Source organism: Bacteroides caecimuris (assembly GCF_001688725.2).
Classification (GTDB): domain Bacteria; phylum Bacteroidota; class Bacteroidia; order Bacteroidales; family Bacteroidaceae; genus Bacteroides; species Bacteroides caecimuris.
In genome coordinates this window covers 81,814-101,973 of sequence record NZ_CP015401.2, presented here as the reverse complement: position 1 = coordinate 101,973, position 20,160 = coordinate 81,814, and the positions used below count along the sequence as shown (strand labels likewise).

14 protein-coding genes and 2 pseudogenes are annotated in these 20,160 nt (G+C 42.5%); 15 read left to right on the top strand and 1 reads right to left on the bottom strand.

Annotated elements, in window-relative coordinates; all coding sequences use genetic code 11:
- The first annotated feature begins 109 nt into the window (after positions 1-109).
- The 14 genes and pseudogenes from A4V03_RS00335 (at position 110) to A4V03_RS00270 (ending at position 16,090) form a co-directional block, all read left to right on the top strand.
- Positions 110-697 carry a hypothetical protein gene (locus tag A4V03_RS00335; RefSeq protein ID WP_024987618.1) on the top strand — a complete coding sequence of 196 codons (588 nt, stop codon included), beginning with the start codon at positions 110-112 and terminating at the stop codon, positions 695-697.
- Positions 684-1,250, top strand: a complete 567-nt coding sequence (locus tag A4V03_RS00330; protein ID WP_065537510.1) for a PepSY-associated TM helix domain-containing protein — start codon at positions 684-686, stop codon at positions 1,248-1,250. Before A4V03_RS00335 ends, A4V03_RS00330 begins: the two co-directional genes overlap by 14 nt.
- A 23-nt stretch (positions 1,251-1,273) precedes the next feature.
- Complete coding sequence (locus A4V03_RS00325) at positions 1,274-2,161, top strand: ABC transporter ATP-binding protein (RefSeq protein WP_065537509.1); 888 nt, start codon at positions 1,274-1,276, stop codon at positions 2,159-2,161.
- A gap of 70 nt (positions 2,162-2,231) precedes the next feature.
- The gene (locus A4V03_RS00320; RefSeq protein WP_004322228.1) at positions 2,232-2,900 is read left to right on the top strand and encodes a hypothetical protein; all 669 of its coding nucleotides are present in this window, start codon (positions 2,232-2,234) and stop codon (positions 2,898-2,900) included.
- Positions 2,901-2,939: 39 nt separating this feature from the next.
- Positions 2,940-3,974, top strand: a complete 1,035-nt coding sequence (locus tag A4V03_RS00315) for a DUF4857 domain-containing protein (RefSeq protein ID WP_065537508.1) — start codon at positions 2,940-2,942, stop codon at positions 3,972-3,974.
- Between the two features lie 260 nt (positions 3,975-4,234).
- Complete coding sequence (locus tag A4V03_RS00310; protein WP_065537507.1) at positions 4,235-5,521, top strand: hypothetical protein; 1,287 nt, start codon at positions 4,235-4,237, stop codon at positions 5,519-5,521.
- A gap of 227 nt (positions 5,522-5,748) precedes the next feature.
- A pseudogene (locus tag A4V03_RS00305) lies at positions 5,749-5,994 on the top strand (sodium:solute symporter); the annotation flags it as partial.
- Positions 5,994-8,459 (top strand): DUF4922 domain-containing protein, encoded by a 2,466-nt coding sequence (locus tag A4V03_RS00300; RefSeq protein ID WP_065537505.1) that lies wholly within the window; start codon positions 5,994-5,996, stop codon positions 8,457-8,459. The pseudogene A4V03_RS00305 and the gene A4V03_RS00300, both read left to right, overlap by 1 nt.
- Positions 8,456-9,805, top strand: coding sequence for a SpoIID/LytB domain-containing protein (locus A4V03_RS00295; protein ID WP_065537504.1), 1,350 nt, complete (start codon positions 8,456-8,458; stop codon positions 9,803-9,805). The genes A4V03_RS00300 and A4V03_RS00295 overlap by 4 nt, the downstream gene beginning before the upstream one ends.
- 15 nt (positions 9,806-9,820) lie before the next feature.
- A complete protein-coding gene (locus A4V03_RS00290; RefSeq protein ID WP_065537503.1) occupies positions 9,821-11,104 on the top strand; it encodes an MFS transporter in 1,284 nt (427 codons plus the stop codon).
- A gap of 38 nt (positions 11,105-11,142) precedes the next feature.
- The gene (locus A4V03_RS00285) at positions 11,143-12,258 is read left to right on the top strand and encodes an acyltransferase family protein (RefSeq protein WP_065537502.1); all 1,116 of its coding nucleotides are present in this window, start codon (positions 11,143-11,145) and stop codon (positions 12,256-12,258) included.
- On the top strand, positions 12,255-13,091 hold the full coding sequence (locus A4V03_RS00280) for an ATPase (RefSeq protein WP_065537501.1): 837 nt from the start codon (positions 12,255-12,257) through the stop codon (positions 13,089-13,091). Before A4V03_RS00285 ends, A4V03_RS00280 begins: the two co-directional genes overlap by 4 nt.
- 314 nt (positions 13,092-13,405) lie before the next feature.
- Positions 13,406-14,206: pseudogene (locus tag A4V03_RS00275) on the top strand (glycosyl hydrolase 115 family protein); the annotation flags it as partial.
- Between the two features lie 591 nt (positions 14,207-14,797).
- Complete coding sequence (locus A4V03_RS00270) at positions 14,798-16,090, top strand: ISAs1 family transposase (RefSeq protein WP_065537499.1); 1,293 nt, start codon at positions 14,798-14,800, stop codon at positions 16,088-16,090.
- Positions 16,091-16,402: 312 nt separating this feature from the next.
- Here A4V03_RS00270 and A4V03_RS00265 read toward each other — a convergent pair whose 3' ends face one another.
- Positions 16,403-17,275, bottom strand: a complete 873-nt coding sequence (locus tag A4V03_RS00265; protein WP_065537498.1) for an alpha/beta hydrolase — start codon at positions 17,273-17,275, stop codon at positions 16,403-16,405.
- A 266-nt stretch (positions 17,276-17,541) separates the two neighbouring features.
- Between A4V03_RS00265 and A4V03_RS00260 the strand changes: the two genes are divergently transcribed.
- Positions 17,542-19,974 (top strand): glycoside hydrolase family 95 protein, encoded by a 2,433-nt coding sequence (locus A4V03_RS00260; RefSeq protein ID WP_065540212.1) that lies wholly within the window; start codon positions 17,542-17,544, stop codon positions 19,972-19,974.
- Positions 19,975-20,160: the final 186 nt, after the last annotated feature.

Genomic DNA, 20,160 nt, shown 5'->3' with positions numbered 1-20,160 from the left:
CTAAAAGTTTCAGGCAGGGTTGAAACTCCCCCGCCCGTAAGGCTAACTATTACAAGCTATAAACAAACGAAAAACTGATTACAAACTATATAAAAACGAAGCAATAATAATGAAAACAAAAAAGTTAACAATCGCCATTGCCCTTATGGCAATAACCTTTATCGGAACTTCATGTGGTAACAAACAACAGAAAAGCGCATCAGAAGCGACAACAGAACAGTCTGCATCTTCCGCTTTGGAAATCGATTCTCTCCTTGCCAATGCCGAAAACCTTGCAGGGCAAGAAGTTACCATTGAAGGCGTTTGCACACATACCTGCAAACATGGTGCAAAGAAAATCTTCCTGATGGGTAGTGACGATACACAAGTGATCCGTGTAGAAGCCGGAACATTGGGAGCCTTCGATCCTAAATGTGTAAACTCTATCGTCCGTGTTACCGGAACATTAAAAGAACAACGCATCGACGAAGCCTACCTCCAAAACTGGGAAGCGCAACTGAAAGCACAGGCTGCCGAGAAACACGGAACAAACGAAGCCGGATGCGACTCTGAAAAGAAAGCACGCGGCGAAACGGCTAACAGCCCCGAAGCCCGCATCGCAGACTTCCGCGCAAAAATAGCCGACCGCAAGGCAGAAACGGGAAAAGAGTATTTATCTTTCTATTTTATGGAAGCTAATTCGTATGAAGTGGAGTAGTAACATCCGTAAATGGAGTCGGCTCATACACCGTGACCTGTCATTTTTCTTTTCCGGAATGGTATTGATATATGCCATTTCCGGAATTGTAATGAATCACCGTGACACGATTAATCCGAACTTCTCCATCACACGGAAAGAATATAAAATAGCGGAAAAGCTACCGGACAAAGCTGGAATGAGTAAAGAGAAAGTACTAACTCTACTGGAACCGTTAGGAGAAACCGGCAACTATACCAAATATTACTTCCCGAAAACGGATGTAATGAAAGTCTTCCTGAAAGGCGGTTCCAACCTCCTGGTAAACGTGAAGACAGGAGAAGCGGTATATGAATCCGTCACCCGTCGCCCGCTTATCGGAGCAATGTCCCGTTTACATTACAATCCGGGACAATGGTGGACTTACTTCGCGGATATTTTCGCTATCGCCCTTATTATCATTACTCTCTCCGGCATCATCATGCTGAAAGGGAACAAGGGCATTATCGGCAGAGGGGGAATAGAAATCATTGTCGGAATCTTGATTCCCATTCTTTTCCTTTTCTTCTTTTGAATCGAAATAACAGATAAAATCAAATGGAACAAATTATCGAATGTAACAACCTGACGCACTACTATGGCAAACGGTTGATTTACGAAAACCTTAGTTTCACAGTACCTAAAGGACGTATCCTGGGACTATTGGGAAAGAACGGTACGGGCAAAACCACCACTATCAATATCTTGAGCGGTTACCTGAAACCCCGTTCAGGGGAATGCCGCATCTTCGGACAGGAGATACAAACAATGGCACCGGCTCTGCGCCGCAATATCGGACTGCTCATCGAAGGTCATGTGCAATACCAATTCATGACCATCACCGAAATAGAAAAATTCTACGCAGCCTTCTACCCCGGCCAGTGGAAAAAAGAAGCGTACTACGAACTGATGAATAAACTGAAAGTAGCTCCCGGACAACGTATCTCACGTATGTCCTGCGGACAGCGCTCTCAAGTAGCTCTCGGACTTATCCTTGCACAAAATCCGGAACTTCTGGTACTGGACGACTTCTCACTCGGACTCGATCCCGGCTACCGCCGCCTGTTTGTCGACTATCTCCGCGACTACGCCCGCTCGGAAGGAAAAACCGTCTTTCTGACTTCACATATCATTCAGGATATGGAACGTCTCGTTGACGACTGCATTATTATGGACTACGGAAAGATACTGATTCAGAAACCAATCGCCGAATTACTGGAAAAAGGACGTCGCTACACCTTCACTATACCCGAAGGTTATGAACTTCCTGCATCGGATGATTTCTACCATCCTTCTGTCATGCGGAACCAGTTGGAGACTTTCTCCTTCCTGCAACCGGCAGAAACAGAAGCTAAACTGAAATCAATGTCAGTGCCCTACAGAGACTTGCACTGTGAACAAGTGAATTTGGAAGATGCCTTTATCGGCCTCACCGGGAAATACTGATTAAATTAAGAATAAGAATTGGCAACTCGTAACCCATAAATCATCATTCATAAATCATAAATCCTCAAGAATGTACGCTATATTTTATAAAGAATGGATAAAGACACGGTGGTATTTTCTGCTTGCCGTGGTCGCCACACTTGGTTTTACAGGCTACTGTATGCTCCGCATCAACCGGGTGGTAGAAATGAAAGGGGCTGCCCATGTATGGGAAGTCATGCTGCAACGGGATGTCATCTTCATTGATATGTTGCAATATATCCCTCTGATTGCCGGAATCCTGATGGCAATCGTGCAGTTTGTCCCTGAGATGCAACGCAAATGTTTGAAGCTGACTCTCCACCTGCCTTATCCGGAACTGAAAATGACAGGCAATATGTTACTCTCCGGACTCATATTGCTTCTTGTCTGCTTCGCTTCCAATTTCCTGTTGATGGAGATCTATCTAAACGGAATACTTGCTCATGAACTCAAAAACCACATACTGCTAACCGCTTTAACGTGGTATCTCGCCGGCATCTCCGGCTATCTGCTCGTCGCATGGATTTGCCTCGAACCGGCATGGAAACGCCGTATCCTGAATCTCATTATCGCAGTATTGTTACTCCGAATCTTCTTCCTGTCGCCTACACCGGAAGCATACAACAAGTTTCTCCCTTATTTAGTGGTCTATACTTTGTTGACAGCCTCTTTCTCGTGGCTCTCTATCGTACGGTTCAAAGCTGGAAAACAGGATTAACCAATAAAAATAAAAGATTAAATATTAAAAGATTGAGAAATGAGACGTTTCAGTACCATACTATTATATGTAACCATCGCTTTTCTGCTGCTTTGGCAGTTGCCTTGGTGTTACAATTTCTTTATCGTAAAGCCGGAAAAGACTCCCTTTACCCTGTATAGTTTCGTAATTGGCGATTTCGCCCAGATGGGACAAGAAGAAGGGAAAGGAACCGTGCGCCGTGACCTTGCAGGAAACATTTATTCGGAAGCTGCTTTCGACAGCATCCTGCCTATGTTTTATTTCCGCCAGTTGATGTCTGATGAGCGTTTTCCGGATACCATTCAAGGAATCGCAGTGACTCCCAAAATGGTGCAGACGGAAAACTTCAACTTCCGTAGTGTACCTTCGGATATAAACACGCCTTCTATCAGACTTTACCCGCTGATGGAATCTATGTCAGGACGTGTAGACCTGAAAATGCCGGATGACGTATTCCGTATCACCTCCAAAAGGATCGAATTTATCGACATGGCTACCAACAGCGTGAAGGAAGATAAAAGCCTTCAGTTTACCGAAGCTATGACTAAGAAGGATTTTCGTTTTCCGGCAACGGAGATCGTAGGAAATCCGACAGTAAAAAAGGAGTATGACGAAGGTTATCTTCTGTTGGACACAGACCGTCGTCTGTTTCATCTGAAACAGGTGAAAGGACGCCCGTATGTCCGTGCCATCACCTTGCCTGAAGGCCTGACATTAGAACATCTGTATCTGACCGAGTTCAGAAACAAAAAGACACTTGCTTTTATGACTGATGTCAACAACGCTTTCTATGTGTTGCAGAACCGGACATATGAAATCGTAAAAACTGGGATTCCGGCATTTGATCCAAAAACAGATGCGCTCACCATCATCGGTAATATGTTCGACTGGACAGTCCGCGTGACAACTCCGGCTTCAGACAATTATTACGCATTGGATGCCAACGATTATTCGTTGATAAAGAAGTTGGAGAACAAATCGAACGTTCATTCCATGCCAGGTATTACGTTCACATCTTACACTGATAAATATGTAATGCCACGCTTCGAATAATGTCTCAATATTGAATGTAACATCAGTGAGGGGTTATCAAAAGTCAATAAATCAGATATGACTTTTGATAACCCCTCACTGTTTCCTTTCCACGCATTTACAAAAAACAAAAGGATTTACAATTATTTCTTCAATAAATATGGTCTTTTTCCAACAAAAAAGTCTACCTTTGTCAACTCATTCAACTATTAAAACCGCAATTGCTTCTGCATTATACACAAACAAATACGGTTTAACGAAAAACTCAAATTAAAAACCGTATGAAAACTTACCAAACAGTCATTCTCTTATGTTTTTTCAGTATGTTGTTCTACAACTGTTCGCTTCCTGCTGATGACGAAGAAAAGAGAGGATTAAATGGAGAAGACACTATCACGTCCGAACTTCCCTGGGAAGGAGAAACGGACAAATTCACCATCAATTCTAAAGGAATCCATTTAAATGATCCGCAGGAAGACGCCGGAACAGCATACGTCACCATTCCTTCCACCTCTGTAAAAAACACCCGTTGGGAATTTGGAGTTCACCTCACCTTTAATCCCTCCGCCAACAATTATGCACGATTTTACCTGACTTCTTCCTCAAACATTCTTTCCGGTGATTTGAACGGCTATTATATTCAGATAGGAGGAACAAAAGACAATGTAACTCTTTATCGTCAGAACGGAGAGCAATCTAAATTACTGGCTTCGGGAAGAGAACTGATGAAAGGCGACTCTTCACCAAAATTATATATAAAAGTAGAATGTGACAACAATGGTTACTGGACTTTTTGGACACGACGCGAATCTGAGAATGAATATGTAAAAGAAAAACAGATAAAAGATACTGATATACAGACTTCCCGCTACTGCGGTATATACTGCATTTACACCAAAACACGCTGTAAAGGATTCACATTTCACCACATACAGTTGTCCAACGATGTAGAAACGAACACTACCCCTGATGAAACACCCGATAATCCCGGAACAGATCTACCGGACAACCCTGACACTCCTGAATCTCCCGAGTTACCGGAAGATGTGAGAGGCATGCTTCTCTTCAACGAAATAATGTATAACAATGCCACTGATGGTGCAGAGTATGTAGAAATCTATAATCCAACTGAACAGGCAATCATTTTACCTGCTCTCTATCTATACAAGATGTATGAAAGCGGTACCGTATACAGTACTACGATTCTCTCTAATGAAGAATCCTCTGATCCTCTCACCATTCCATCCAAAGGTTATCTCTGTTTCAGCAAATACCCCGGCAAGGTCATTCGAAAACATAAAGTAAATGGAGAAAATTTGATAGAAATAACCAAATTCCCAGCTCTTAATAATGACGGAGGCTATCTGGCACTTTCCAGCAGCAAAAAGCCGGAAAAAGGACATACGTTCGACACCTGTTGCTTTAGAGATGAGATGCACGATTCTGACAACCAAAAGACAACCGGCATTTCGCTTGAAAAGAAATCTCCGGAGTTGTCCTCGCTCAATAAAAACTGGCGTTCGTCCAAACACGCGACCGGAGGCACACCGGGAATAAAAAATAGGTAAGAGTATACATATCTATGATAAATTCCCTACTTTTGTAGACAAAGAAAAACTAATTCGGATCATTCATCCTCAAACGAATTTAAATAGCAGATATGAGTCCAGCCGTTATATCTATTACTATTGTGGCATACTTTATAATCCTGTTCACTATCTCTTATATAGCAGGACGCAAAGCCGACAATGAGGGATTCTTTGTCGGAAACCGTAAATCGGCATGGTATGTTGTTGCTTTTAGCATCTTCACCAAGAAACAAGTTTATGATAAATATATTCCGTTGGTAGCTATCGCTTCTCCTATTCTTTGCTATATCCTGCAAAGAATAGGAGAAGCATGGCTCAACGGTTACCAAATTAGTTACGAGTTGTTGATAATCAATGCCCTGTTCACATTCCTTGGACTCTGTTTGTTCATCAAAAGACAAGACAAAGAAACATCTTACACAACTCATACTACAAAACAAAAAGTAAAATAATGAAAACAACAATCAACTGTTTTCTTCCTTTCAGCCGGTTGGAAGAAACTGTGCAAACAGTTAAGGAGTTACGTGCATCGACACTGGTAGACAAAATTTATTTATTGGCACCGCCAATTACCAATGTCTGCATTCCCGGATGCGAACTCATCTCTGTAGAGAAAATGCAGTCTACACAAGCGATGCGAGCTATTGCAGAACATTCTGATAAAACATATACCTTGCTCTATACCAAACACACTGCACTAAAAATAGGCATGTTCGCTCTTGAAAGAATGGTTCAAGTAATGGAAATGACCCAAGCTGGCATGGTATATGCAGACCATTACCAACAGATAGACAGTGTGCAAAAAACAGCTCCGGTCATTGATTACCAACCCGGTAGCCTGCGTGACGACTTCAATTTCGGTTCGGTTCTACTGTTCAATGCCAACGCATTCAAGGAAGTTATAGAAAATACGGAAGAAGAATATCAATATGCAGGCTTGTATGATTTGAGACTCAAAATATCCCAAAAGAGCAAACTGGTACACATCAACGAATATCTATATACCGAAGTAGAAAGTGACAAGCGGAAAAGCGGTGAGAAGCAGTTCGATTATGTAGACCCTAAAAACCGTCAGGTACAGATCGAAATGGAACAGGCATGCACCAACCATTTGAAGGAAATTGGCGGATATCTTTATCCTATCTTCCGTCCCGTAGACTTCTCTTCCCACACTTTTGAGTATGAAGCTTCTGTCATTATACCCGTACGCAACCGTATTCGCACAGTCAAAGATGCCGTACGCTCGGCACTGAACCAGCAAACGACCTTTCCGTTCAATGTCATTGTCATCGACAATCATTCAACAGACGGAACCAGTGAAGTTCTCCGTGAACTTAGTTCGGACAAGCGACTGATTCACGTCATTCCCGAAAGAGATGACCTCGGTATAGGCGGATGTTGGAACATAGGTATCCATCACGAGAAATGCGGAAAGTTTGCCGTCCAACTTGATAGCGATGACGTGTATAAAGACGAACATAGCCTGCAAATCATCATTGATACTTTCTATAAACAGAAATGTGCAATGGTAATCGGTACTTATATGATGACTAACTTTGATATGCAGGAAATTGCCCCCGGCATCATTGATCATAAGGAATGGACGCCCGACAACGGACGAAATAATGCATTACGTATCAACGGTCTGGGAGCTCCCCGTGCATTCTACACGCCCATTCTTCGGGAAATCAAAGTCCCGAACACAAGCTATGGAGAAGATTATGCCCTTGGATTGAAAATTTCACACGATTATCAGATAGGCAGAATATACGACGTGATTTACCTTTGCCGCCGTTGGGAAGGCAACTCGGATGCTGCACTGCCTGTTGAGAAAATCAACCAGAATAATCTATATAAAGACCGACTTCGTACGTGGGAATTGGAACAGCGCATCCTGCAACAAGAAACGACATTAGAGAAAATTCAGCAAAGTATCGAACAATTATTCCAAAAGCAAACTCTTTCTTGGGAACTAGCCAAAGAGAATTACCAGGCATTGGAACAGTATCGGTCACGAACAAAAGAAATATCCAAATGGTTTGGTAATCAAAATTTAGATGCGAACCTATTCCTTAATCCGAAACGTATTCTTTCGGCTACCGCACAGACAGATACTGCCTCCATTCACTCACGGCCTTGCTTCCTCTGCCAAACAAACCGGCCGCAGGAACAAGAATTCATCAGTTATGGAAATTATCAGATACTGGTTAATCCCTATCCCATATTTAAACACCACTTTACAATTGTAGATAAGGAACACAAGTCGCAATCCATAGCCGGGCGTTTTAAAGATATGATAGAATTCACCGACATAATGAGAGAATACTTCCTTTTGTATAATGGACCGGAATGTGGAGCTTCCGCTCCCGATCATGCCCATTTTCAAGCTTGCAGTAAAGAGGAAAGTATGCAGGGATCATATTACGATCACATAGAATTAATAGATAACGACAAGGTGCGAATTAGTTATGAAGATTTTCCGTACAGTTTCATCAGGATTCAGGCGAAAAATAAGAAAACAATGTCGAAAACCTTTCATCTGATTTACGACATCTTAGCTGCCAATAATAACGGAAAAGAACCAATGATGAATATTCTTGCCTGGTATGGTTTGGAACGCACCAAAGAGGATTTTAGAGAGCGCTACGAAGAAGAATTTGAATCAGTGACCGAACACCCTTACAATTGTATTATCTTCTTACGCAGCAAACATCGTCCTGACTGCTATTACGCAAAAGGAAACGAACAAATTCTCATCAGTCCTGCTATTGCTGAAATGAACGGCATATTCCCTATAGTACGTGAAGAGGATATGGAGAAACTGACTCCTGAAAAGGTATATGATATCTATCGGGAAGTATCTATATCCAAAGAAAAACTGCAAAAAATACTAGAACGTATTAAAGCTGTATTATGAATCAACCTCAAATAACAGTTGGTATCCTTTCCGGGAAAGAGATTGAATTCTCTTTTCCGGTGAAATTTAGTTCTTCTGTCGGAACGGAAATTTCCGGGACACAGAAAGTTATTTATCAGGATGGGAAGATTCATTGGCAAGGGAAAGAGTACGACGAATTATCCTTCATTCCTCCACAAAATGCACATGCTTTCTTTGAACTGAAAGATGTGACCATCGGAATCAACTTCCATTGGGAACGCAAAGAAGTCCAGAAATTCAAAGGGGAATTAAAGATTATCATCGAAGGAGAACAACTAACCGCCATCAATGTGATTTCCATTGAAGAATATCTTACCAGTGTAATTTCATCCGAAATGAGCGCAACAGCTTCTTTAGAACTCCTAAAGGCTCACGCCGTCATCTCCCGAAGCTGGTTACTTAATAAGTTGAGAGTTGAGAATGGAGAGTGGAGAGTTACTGTGCAGCCGGATAGCGCAGCCCACTCTCCACTCTCCACTCTCCATTCTCAATATATAAAATGGTATGACCATGAAGCACATAGAAATTTCGATGTATGTGCCGATGATCATTGCCAGCGTTATCAGGGAATTACACGAGCCTCAACACCACAAGCCATCGAAGCAGTCACTGCTACCCGGGGTGAAGTGTTGATGTATGCAGGAACGATTTGCGACGCCCGTTTCTCTAAATGTTGCGGCGGGGCTTTTGAAGAGTTTCAGAATTGTTGGGAAAACGTAAAGCACCCCTATCTCACCGGTCAACGAGATTGTAAGGCCGAGAACCAATTGCCCGATTTGACAATAGAGGCGGAGGCTGACAAATGGATCCGTACTTCACCTGTTTCATTCTGCAATACGCAGGATAAAAAGATTCTAAGTCAGGTATTAAACAACTATGACCAGGAGACGGCAGACTTCTATCGTTGGAAAGTCAGCTATACCCAACAAGAACTTTCAACACTGATTCATCAACGTTCGGGAATTGACTTCGGGCAAATTCTGGATTTAATTCCTATAGAACGCGGAACGTCGGGACGTCTTGTCCGGTTGAAAATTGTAGGAACCTTGCGAACGCTTATTATCGGGAAAGAACTGGAAATACGCCGTACCCTATCTGCTTCCCATCTGTATAGTTCCGCTTTCATAATAGACAAAGAATATGAAGAAAAGGGACATAAAGAAGATAAACTCCCTTCACGGTTCATCCTTACCGGAGCCGGATGGGGACATGGAGTAGGACTTTGCCAGATTGGTGCTGCCGTAATGGGAGAGCAAGGTTACAAATATGAAGAAATACTGTCTCACTATTACCCCGGCAGTACGCTCGAAAAACAATATCAATAAAAAAAGAATAATACCATGACAACACCCACTACAAAAAGAAATCCCTGGAGCTGGATCCCCACCCTCTACTTCGCAGAAGGGCTGCCATACGTAGCGGTAATGACGATTGCTGTTATCATGTACAAACGTTTGGGATTATCCAATACGGAAATAGCCTTATACACTTCCTGGCTCTATCTTCCCTGGACTATCAAACCGCTATGGAGTCCTTTCGTCGACCTGGTGAAAACGAAACGTGCCTGGATTATCGCCATGCAAGGTTTCATCGCTGCCGGATTTGCCGGGATAGCCTTCTTTATTCCGACAGCTCATTATGTACAGTTGACTCTTGCTTTTTTCTGGTTGTTGGCGTTCAGTTCCGCTACGCATGACATCGCAGCAGACGGTTTCTATATGCTCGGGCTCAATAATAAGGAACAATCTTTCTTTGTCGGTATCCGGAATACCTTCTATCGGCTTGCCAATATTTTCGGGCAGGGGATTCTAGTCATGCTGGCAGGATGGCTAGAAACATCACAGAACAATATTCCCTTGGCATGGAGCATTACATTCTACCTTCTTGCCGGATTATTTTTGGCTCTTACTATCTATCATCGGCTCATCCTCCCCCATCCTGATTCGGACATGAAACGTCCCGGACTCACACCGGGTAAGTTGTTGGGAGATTTTCTCCTGACCTTCGTCACATTCTTTCAGAAAAAGAACCTCGGTCTCATGTTCTTTTTCCTCCTTACCTACCGGTTGGGAGAATCACAGTTAGCCAAAATAGCTTCTCCTTTCCTGCTGGATGCTTCTGATAAAGGTGGACTGGGTTTATCTACGGCAACCGTCGGAATGATCTACGGTACCATAGGTGTCATAGCTTTGTTGCTCGGTGGAGTCATCAGTGGTTTCCTTGTTTCCCGTGACGGATTCAAGAAATGGATATTACCCATGGCATTAGCCATCAACATTCCCGATCTATTATATGTATGGATGGCTGCCGCCACCCCGGACAATCCTATATTTATAGCCATTTGTGTAGCAATCGAACAGTTGGGGTATGGTTTTGGCTTTACCGCTTATATGCTATATCTGATTTACATAGCGGAAGGTGAACACAAAACGGCGCACTATGCTATCGGAACCGGATTTATGGCACTGGGTATGATGCTTCCCGGGATGCCTGCGGGATGGATACAGGAACATCTCGGATACACCAACTTCTTTATCTGGGTTTGTATTTGTACCCTGCCCGGCATCGTTGCCTCATTAATGATTCGCAACCGACTGGAAGATGCTTTCGGAAAGAAACAATAAACATATTTACTAATTTAACACATTAAAAAGTAACAGTCATGAATGTAACAAGTAACAAACGCCTTCTGGCACTCGATGTAATGCGAGGCATTACTATCGCAGGAATGATCCTAGTTAATAATCCGGGCTCCTGGCAACATGCATACGCTCCCCTTAAACATGCCCAATGGAACGGTCTTACCCCCACAGACCTCATTTTCCCTTTCTTCATGTTTATCATGGGAATCTCCACCTATATCTCACTTAAAAAGTATAACTTTACATTCAACACTCCGACTGCTTTGAAAATAATCAAAAGAACCATTGTTATTTTCCTTATCGGAATAGCCCTCAACTGGTTTGCCTTACTGTGTTACACCCACAATCCTCTCCCATTTGAGCAAATTCGCATCTTGGGAGTCATGCAGCGCCTAGCGCTCTGCTACGGTGCTTCGGCACTAATTGCCTTGTTGCTGAGACACAAGCATATACCTTATCTGATTGTCATATTATTAGTAGGTTATTTCATTATTCTCATTACTGGCAACGGTTTTGCCTACGACGAAACGAATATTCTTTCCATCGTCGACCGCAGCATCTTAGGAAACGCCCATGTATATCAAAACAGCCACATCGACCCGGAAGGACTTCTTAGCACTATTCCTTCTATCGCACATGTATTGATCGGCTTTTGCGTCGGTAAGCTACTCATGGAAGTGAAAGATATACATGAGAAGCTGGAAAGGCTTTTCCTTATCGGCACCATTCTGACTTTTGCTGGCTTCTTATTCAGTTATGGCTGCCCATTCAATAAAAAGATATGGTCGCCTACCTTTGTGCTAGTCACTTGTGGATTAGGCTCCAGTCTATTGGCTCTACTCGTTTGGATTATCGACATCAAAGGATATAAAAAATGGAGCCGTTTCTTTGAGTCTTTCGGCGTGAACCCTCTCTTTATTTATGTAATGGCAGGTGTCATCGGCGTTTCAATATGCGCTACCAACGTCACTTATCAGGGAGAAAGTACCTCCATCCAACAAGTTGTCTACCAATGTGCCCTCCAACCTGTTTTCGGAAACCAAGGAGGCTCTCTTGCCTATGCCATCCTCTTTGTCTTACTTAACTGGTCAATAGGTTATATATTATACAAAAAGAAAATATACATTAAGATATGATACTCATTGCAGATAGTGGTTCTACCAAAACCGACTGGTGCATCGTTTTCAACGGCACCTCGGTCAAACGAATGGGAACGAAGGGAATTAATCCCTTCTTCCAATCAGAAGAAGAGATTCAACAAGAGCTGACGCACTCCCTCCTGCCACAACTACCGGAAGGAGCGATCAACTCCGTCTTTTTTTATGGTGCTGGATGCACGCCCGAAAAGGCTCCCGTCCTCCGGCGGGCTATTGCCGACAGCCTGCCCGTCATCGGGAATATCAAAGCCTACTCGGACATGCTTGCCGCTGCCCGCGGACTATGCGGACATGAAGCCGGGATTGCCTGCATCCTCGGCACAGGTTCCAATTCCTGTTTCTACAATGGTGAAGAGATTGTCAACAACATCTCCCCTCTTGGATTCATCCTGGGAGATGAAGGAAGCGGCGCAGTCTTAGGAAAACTATTGGTAGGCGATATACTGAAAAACCAGCTTCCACCCGCCATCAAAGAAGCTTTCTTAAAACAGTTCGGCCTGACGGCTCCCGAAATCATCGACCGCGTTTACCGCCAGCCTTTCCCGAACCGTTTTCTGGCTAGTCTCTCCCCTTTCCTTGCACAACACTTGGAAGAACCGGCTATCCGTTCACTAGTACTCAACAGCTTTATCGCTTTTCTCCGCAGAAACGTGATGCAATATGATTATAAGCAATATCCGGTACATTTTATTGGTTCCGTAGCTCATTGTTACAAGGAGATTTTGCAGGAGGCTGCGCAAACAACAGGTATTCAGGTCGGTAAGATTCTTCAAAGTCCGATGGAAGGGCTGATTCAATACCATCAACAATAATTCTTTTTACTATCTGTGCGAGAGATATTAGAAGATATCAACCGTTCAAAAAGTAGATTGGTATCAACAGCATAAATAATTGTAACATACTCAAAGCCCGTTCTTATCAATACCCACTATCTTTGCATCGTGTCACAGTACAGACAAAAAATAAACCATTCTTGAAATTTAAGACACAAAGAAGATAATTTCATTAAATATAGTATTTATGAAGAAGAACAATAGTTTTACAACATGACACCTCTATCCTATTATGGGAGTTGTGCATCCTAAAAGTAAGATTAATGATCAACATACTATTAAATATTGAAACCATGAAAAAACTATTTCTATTCTTCTACCTCTCCGCTGTGAGTATAGCGGCATTTGCCGCCGAGCCATTCGTAGTATTCACACCGGCCGATAATCATTTTCCGTTGATATCCCAAGGAGTTCCTTGTCCGATATACGTAGATTCTTCCGAAGACAAAGGAGTGATGATAGCTGCCGGCAATCTTCAACAAGACATACTGCAAGTATGCGGGACAAAGCCCGAACTCTTAACAAGCACAAGTTCGAAACGGTGTATCATTGCAGGTACTTACAGTACTCCTTTTGTAAAGAGACTGATGGCCGCAAACAAAATAGATAAAAAAGAGCTGGAAGGGAAAAACGAGAAATATATCCTGCAAGTTATCACGAATCCCTGTGAAGGAGTGGAGGAAGCAGTGGTTATCATCGGCAGCGACAGACGCGGTACGATTTATGGTATCTACGAACTTTCCGAACAAATAGGGGTATCGCCTTGGTACTGGTGGGCGGACGTACCTATCCGAAAGCAACAGAATGTATATGTAAAGCCGGGACAGTATACAGACGGAGAACCTGCGGTGACCTACCGCGGTATCTTCCTGAATGATGAAGCGCCCTGTCTGACCGGTTGGGTAAAACAGACCTACGGCACAAACTATGGTGACCACCGTTTTTATGCACAAGTTTGCGAACTGATACTACGCCTGAAAGGTAACTTCCTTTGGCCAGCCATGTGGAGCTGGGCTTTCTATGCCGACGACCCGCAGAATAGTAAAACAGCAAGTGAAATGGGAGTCATTATCGGCACGTCCCACCACGAACCTTAAATTTCTATTGCTTATGGAACGGCTATTTTATTTTTTGTTCTTATGTTCTTCTGTCTGTATCAAATTCTCATTTAATTAAAAAACGGTGCGGTTTTGAATTCATTGTGCCGAAAATTACCAAAGCCCCAATAAAGTTTAGTTCTTCTCCTTCACATCCTTCACGGATGGCAACCATCTGTTTGACAGGTATTTTCTGTGAACAAATAAAGAGAAAGCTTTTCTTCACGCCCTTCACGCCTTCACAATTCCCACAGTTTGCACTTTCATAGCCCGTAACCTTCGCATCGGTATTGTCAGGCTTAGCAAATGGAACAGCTCAGGGAAAACGCACGATCGTTAATTATCTAATAACCAGCATTTATCTTTTCTTCTCAAAACTTATTTGATGGCAAAACTCTTTTATATCTAATAAATAAAGTCTTCCTACTTTCTTTTCCTCCTATAGACATGTCACAACTTCCCATTGTCATGTTACCTATTGGTTTCATCCTTTTTTTTATCTTCGTGGTTCTTCAATTGATATATTGATTATTTATATTGTATACCTTCTAGTATTTCATTATCTTCACGCCTAAATAATAAATAGTAATGGATAAGATTGCAAAAGATTTTTTAATAAATGACGAATTGGCGCGTCATATGGCCAGTATGTCTGAAGCTATTGATACAATCGACCCACGTGAAAAGAATAAAGTCACTTATTCGGGCAAATTGATAATGCTTGTCACTTTATCAGGTATTTTTTGTGATTGTCAGAGTTGGAATGATATAGCAGACTTCGCCCGTTATAAGAAAGATTTTCTTAGAAGATTCATACCGGACTTAGAAACTACCCCGTCACATGATACATTACGCCGATTTTTTTGTATCATAAAAACGGAAAAATTAGAGAGTTGTTACAGAGAATGGGCCCGTAATATGAGGGGGGATTCACCATCCATAGAAGATTGTGACTGGTCGAAAGTTCAAATTAATGAGGGAAATGATCTTTATACGAATAGACATATAGCTATTGACGGAAAAACGATCCGTGGTGCCATCAATGCTGATAAACTGGTACAAGAGTCAGCGGGTAAAATAACAAAGGAGCAGGCATCAGTAGCCAAACTTCATGTTGTCAGTGCCTTTCTTTCTGATATGAGTCTGTCATTAGGGCAGGAACGGGTCTCAATAAAAGAGAATGAAATAGTAGCAATACCCAAATTACTGGACGACATTGATATACGACAAGGAGATGTAGTTACCATCGATGCACTTGGTACCCAAAAGAAAATTGTAGAAAAAATAGTAGAGAAACAAGCCGATTATCTTTTAGAGGTGAAAGACAACCATTTAAAACTAAGGGAAAATATCGAAAACGATGCGGAGTACTTGCTAATTTCCGGAAGAAAAAATGATTTTATCAAAAGAGCTGAAGAAACCACAGAAGGTCATGGATTTATGGTGACAAGGACCTGCATATCCTGCTCTGAGCCCAGTAGATTAGGGTTCTGTTATCGCGATTGGAAGAATCTTAGGACTTATGGAATGATAAAGACCGAGAAAATAAATATAGCCACAGGAGAAATACAAAATGAGAAACATTGTTTCATCTCTTCATTAGTGAACAATCCAGAGCTTATTCTTAAATATAAGAGAAAGCATTGGGCGGTAGAAAATGGATTGCATTGGCAATTGGATGTTACATTTAATGAAGATGATGGAAGAAAAATGATGAATTCGGCACAAAACTTTTCCACTTTAACGAAAATGGCATTGACCATTTTGAAGAATTATCAGGATGAAGACAAGAAGACTTCGGTCAATAGGAAAAGGAAGAAGGCAGGATGGAGTGATGAGTACTTAACTAATTTGATAGATACCTTTATTAAAGCCTTTTAAATCGTGCGTTTTCCCTGTGGAACAGCTTGCATATAAGAAGCCGACTGGAGTTGTCCACCTGGTCGACTACCGTTGTCCAATCAGCCGACTACAGTCGGCTAGACAGACAACTATAGCCGGCGATTAATGGAAAGCAAATCTTTTAAAGACATGCCCATTAATTTCGTTTCATTTGTTCTTTCCAAAGAATAGAGAAATAAAGGACACCGTCACCGCAACCCAAAGGGATGGTTGAGCCATAACGAAATAATAACCATACTGGTCTGTTATCAGTTCGGCCCGTTTGCCATAACTTGCGTCGCTATGACAAAATCACACACCCATCAACCGACTAATAAAAGGCAAACAAATATAGAGAGCCGAATGCCAATATTCCCAGGTATGCCCTCCATCGCGCACACGAAACTGACAAGGGATATCAGCCTGCCTCATTGCATGGTAAAATTCAATATTACGGTCGAGCAAGAAGTCATCGTCACCACAATCTACAAACCAAGCTACACTACGCAGTTCATTCTTCTGTTCTTCATTTGCCCCGGTAACATATTTTACACAACTTTTTTCTATAACCGAACGAGTCAGAATTGCCAATTTTCCATTCGGATCATTAAAGCGGGCGGCCCCTTCTTCCGGAATATCCATCAATGCACTCATAGCATAGACTGCACAGAAAAGTTCTGTATGGCGTTGCCCATAACAAGTAGCTCCGCCACCACCCATCGAAAGTCCTGCTATAGCCCGATGCCGTTTATCACCCATCACCCGAAAACGTTTCTCTACATAGGGCAGAAACTCCGTAAAAAAGAATGTTTCATACGCCCAACCCGGCATATCGAAATACCCATTCTGAAAGATATTCGGATCTCCTCCCCCCGCATCGGGGCAGACTATTATCATTTCACGAGCTTCCCCACCGGCTGTAAGACAGTCCATCACATCCTTTACATGCCCGCGATTCATCCATACATCATTTTTTTCCCACATACCATGCAACAGGTAGAGAACAGGATACATTTTATTTTTATCCTGTTCGAAACTCTTAGGAAGATAAACAGTATATGCACGCTTTGCTTTTAATACGTTACTGTAGAGCGTATCTGTCATCACTCTACTCTGATACTTCGTTTGTGCATACAACGACAAACCACAAACCGATACAATAAAAAATAAAATCAACTTCTTCATATTGCCAATTATCTATTTATGGCAAAAATACGTCGTTCTCATACAAAAAGCAAAAAAATCCACCCTCAATAAACCGCATGTAACATATCAGTATAATATTGGTAACATAAACAGAGAAAGGCAACCTACGAACAAAAAATCCGATACATCTTTTATGCTTTCATAACAAATAAATAATCTATCTTTGCGACATATAATCCGACCGATTTGAGCGAAAACTTTCAAATCATGAGAAACCCATATTAATTCCTATACAAATGTACAATATGAATAGAAACACACTCTTCCTGCTATTCCTGTTAACAAGTCATTTAGTTTCAGGACAAAATTTGAAACTTTGGTACAGCCAACCGGCACAGAACTGGTCGGAAGCTCTTCCTATCGGCAATTCCCGCCTTGGGGCGATGGTATATGGAGGAACCGAGCGTGAAGAACTGCAACTGAATGAAGAAACGTTTTGGGCAGGCTCTCCTTATAACAATAATAACCCGAATGCAGTACATGTCCTCCCTATTGTGCGCAAACTGATATTTGAAGGAAAAAACAAGGAAGCACAAAGGCTCATTGATGCCAATTTTCTAACCCGGCAACACGGAATGAGCTATCTGACATTGGGAAATTTGTACCTGGAGTTCCCCGGACATAAGGATGCCACCGGATTCTACCGCGACTTGAATCTGGAAAATGCAACAACTACCACCCGCTATCAAGTGAATGGTATAAACTATACCCGCACTACTTTCGCCTCATTCACGGATAATGTCATCATCATGCACATCAAGGCGAGCCAACCCCATGCGCTAAATTTCAATGTGTCATACAACTGCCCATTGAAATATGAGGTCAATGCTCAAAATAACAAACTGACTATCACCTGTCAAGGGAAAGAACAGGAAGGCTTGAAAGCCGCACTACGCGCAGAATGTCAGGTTCAAGTGAAAACAGATGGTACTCTCCGCCCGGCAGGAAATACGCTCCAAATAAATGCAGGAACAGAAGCCACCCTTTATATATCGGCAGCAACCAACTACGTAAACTACCAGGATGTCAGTGCCGATGAATCCCAACGGACCAGCGAATATCTGAAAAGAGCGATGCAAACACCTTACGAAAAAGCTTTCAAAAACCATATCGCTTATTATAAAAAACAATTTGACCGTGTACGCCTTACATTACCTTCAGGCAAAGCTTCCCAACTGGAAACTCCCAAACGAATTGAAAACTTCGGGAATGGGGAAGACATGGCAATGGCTGCTCTACTTTTCCATTATGGACGTTATCTGCTGATTTCATCTTCACAACCGGGTGGACAACCGGCTAATCTGCAAGGAATATGGAATAACAGCACACATGCCCCGTGGGACAGCAAGTATACCATCAACATTAATACAGAAATGAACTATTGGCCGGCAGAAGTCACCAATTTAAGTGAAACACATGGTCCGCTATTCTCCATGTTGAAAGATTTATCTGTCACAGGAGCAGAAACCGCCCGAACCATGTATGATTGTCGGGGATGGATGGCGCATCACAATACTGATTTGTGGAGAATCTGTGGTGTAGTCGATTTTGCCGCAGCCGGAATGTGGCCTAGCGGCGGTGCATGGTTAGCTCAACATATCTGGCAACATTACCTCTTTACCGGAGATAAAGAATTTCTAAAGGAATATTATCCGATACTGAAAGGAACCGCACAATTCTATATGGATTTTCTGGTGGAACATCCAGTATATAAATGGTTGGTAGTGTCTCCTTCCGTGTCACCGGAACACGGTTCCATCACGGCAGGTTGCACCATGGATAACCAGATTGCCTTTGATGCGCTGCATAATACCTTATCGGCTTCATACATCGCAGGTGAAGCCTCCTCTTTCCAGGATTCGCTCAAACAAACACTGGAAAAGTTGCCACCTATGCAAATAGGAAAACATAATCAACTACAAGAATGGCTGGAAGACATTGACAATCCCAAGGACGAGCACCGTCATATTTCACATTTGTACGGGCTATATCCGAGTAATCAAATTTCTCCATACTCCAATCCCGGGTTATTCCAGGCAGCAAGAAACACATTGCTGCAACGCGGTGATAAGGCTACCGGTTGGAGTATCGGCTGGAAAGTCAATTTCTGGGCACGCATGCTGGATGGAAACCATGCCTTCCAAATCATCCAAAATATGATTCAACTATTGCCCAACGATCACTTGGCTAACGAATATCCGAACGGACGTACCTATCCCAATATGCTGGATGCCCATCCGCCTTTCCAGATTGACGGTAATTTCGGTTATACAGCCGGAGTAGCGGAGATGTTGCTCCAAAGTCATGACGGTGCCGTACATTTATTGCCGGCATTGCCTGATGCATGGAAAGAAGGAAGTGTGAAGGGGCTGGTGGCACGTGGAAACTTTACCGTCGATATGGACTGGAAAAACAAGGTGTTAAATAAAGCGATCATCCGATCGAATATAGGCGGTACGCTCCGCATCCGGTCTTATGTTCCCCTGAAAGGGAAAGGCTTAAAACAGGCAAACGGAAAAGAGTGCTCAAACAGACTATTCGCCACCACTCCCGTCAAGCAACCTCTTGTAGCCAAAGGGGTAAGTGCGCAATCTCCCAAACTGCAGAAAGTTTATGAATATGACATCGAAACAAAGCCCGGTAAAACCTATGTTGTAAGTAACGTCAGTTCGATATAAGTTCGTCCGCATGGCTTCCCCTCCTTCAGGAAGGAGGGGTGTCCGAAGGACGGGGTGGTAGGTCAATCTTTTCTCATGTTACATTATTCACCAACGATGTTACAACATCCGATTGTACTCCCGAAGCCTAATGAAAATATTCATCTTTTATTAGGTTATATGTAGGTTTTTAGTTTTCTTTGTGCT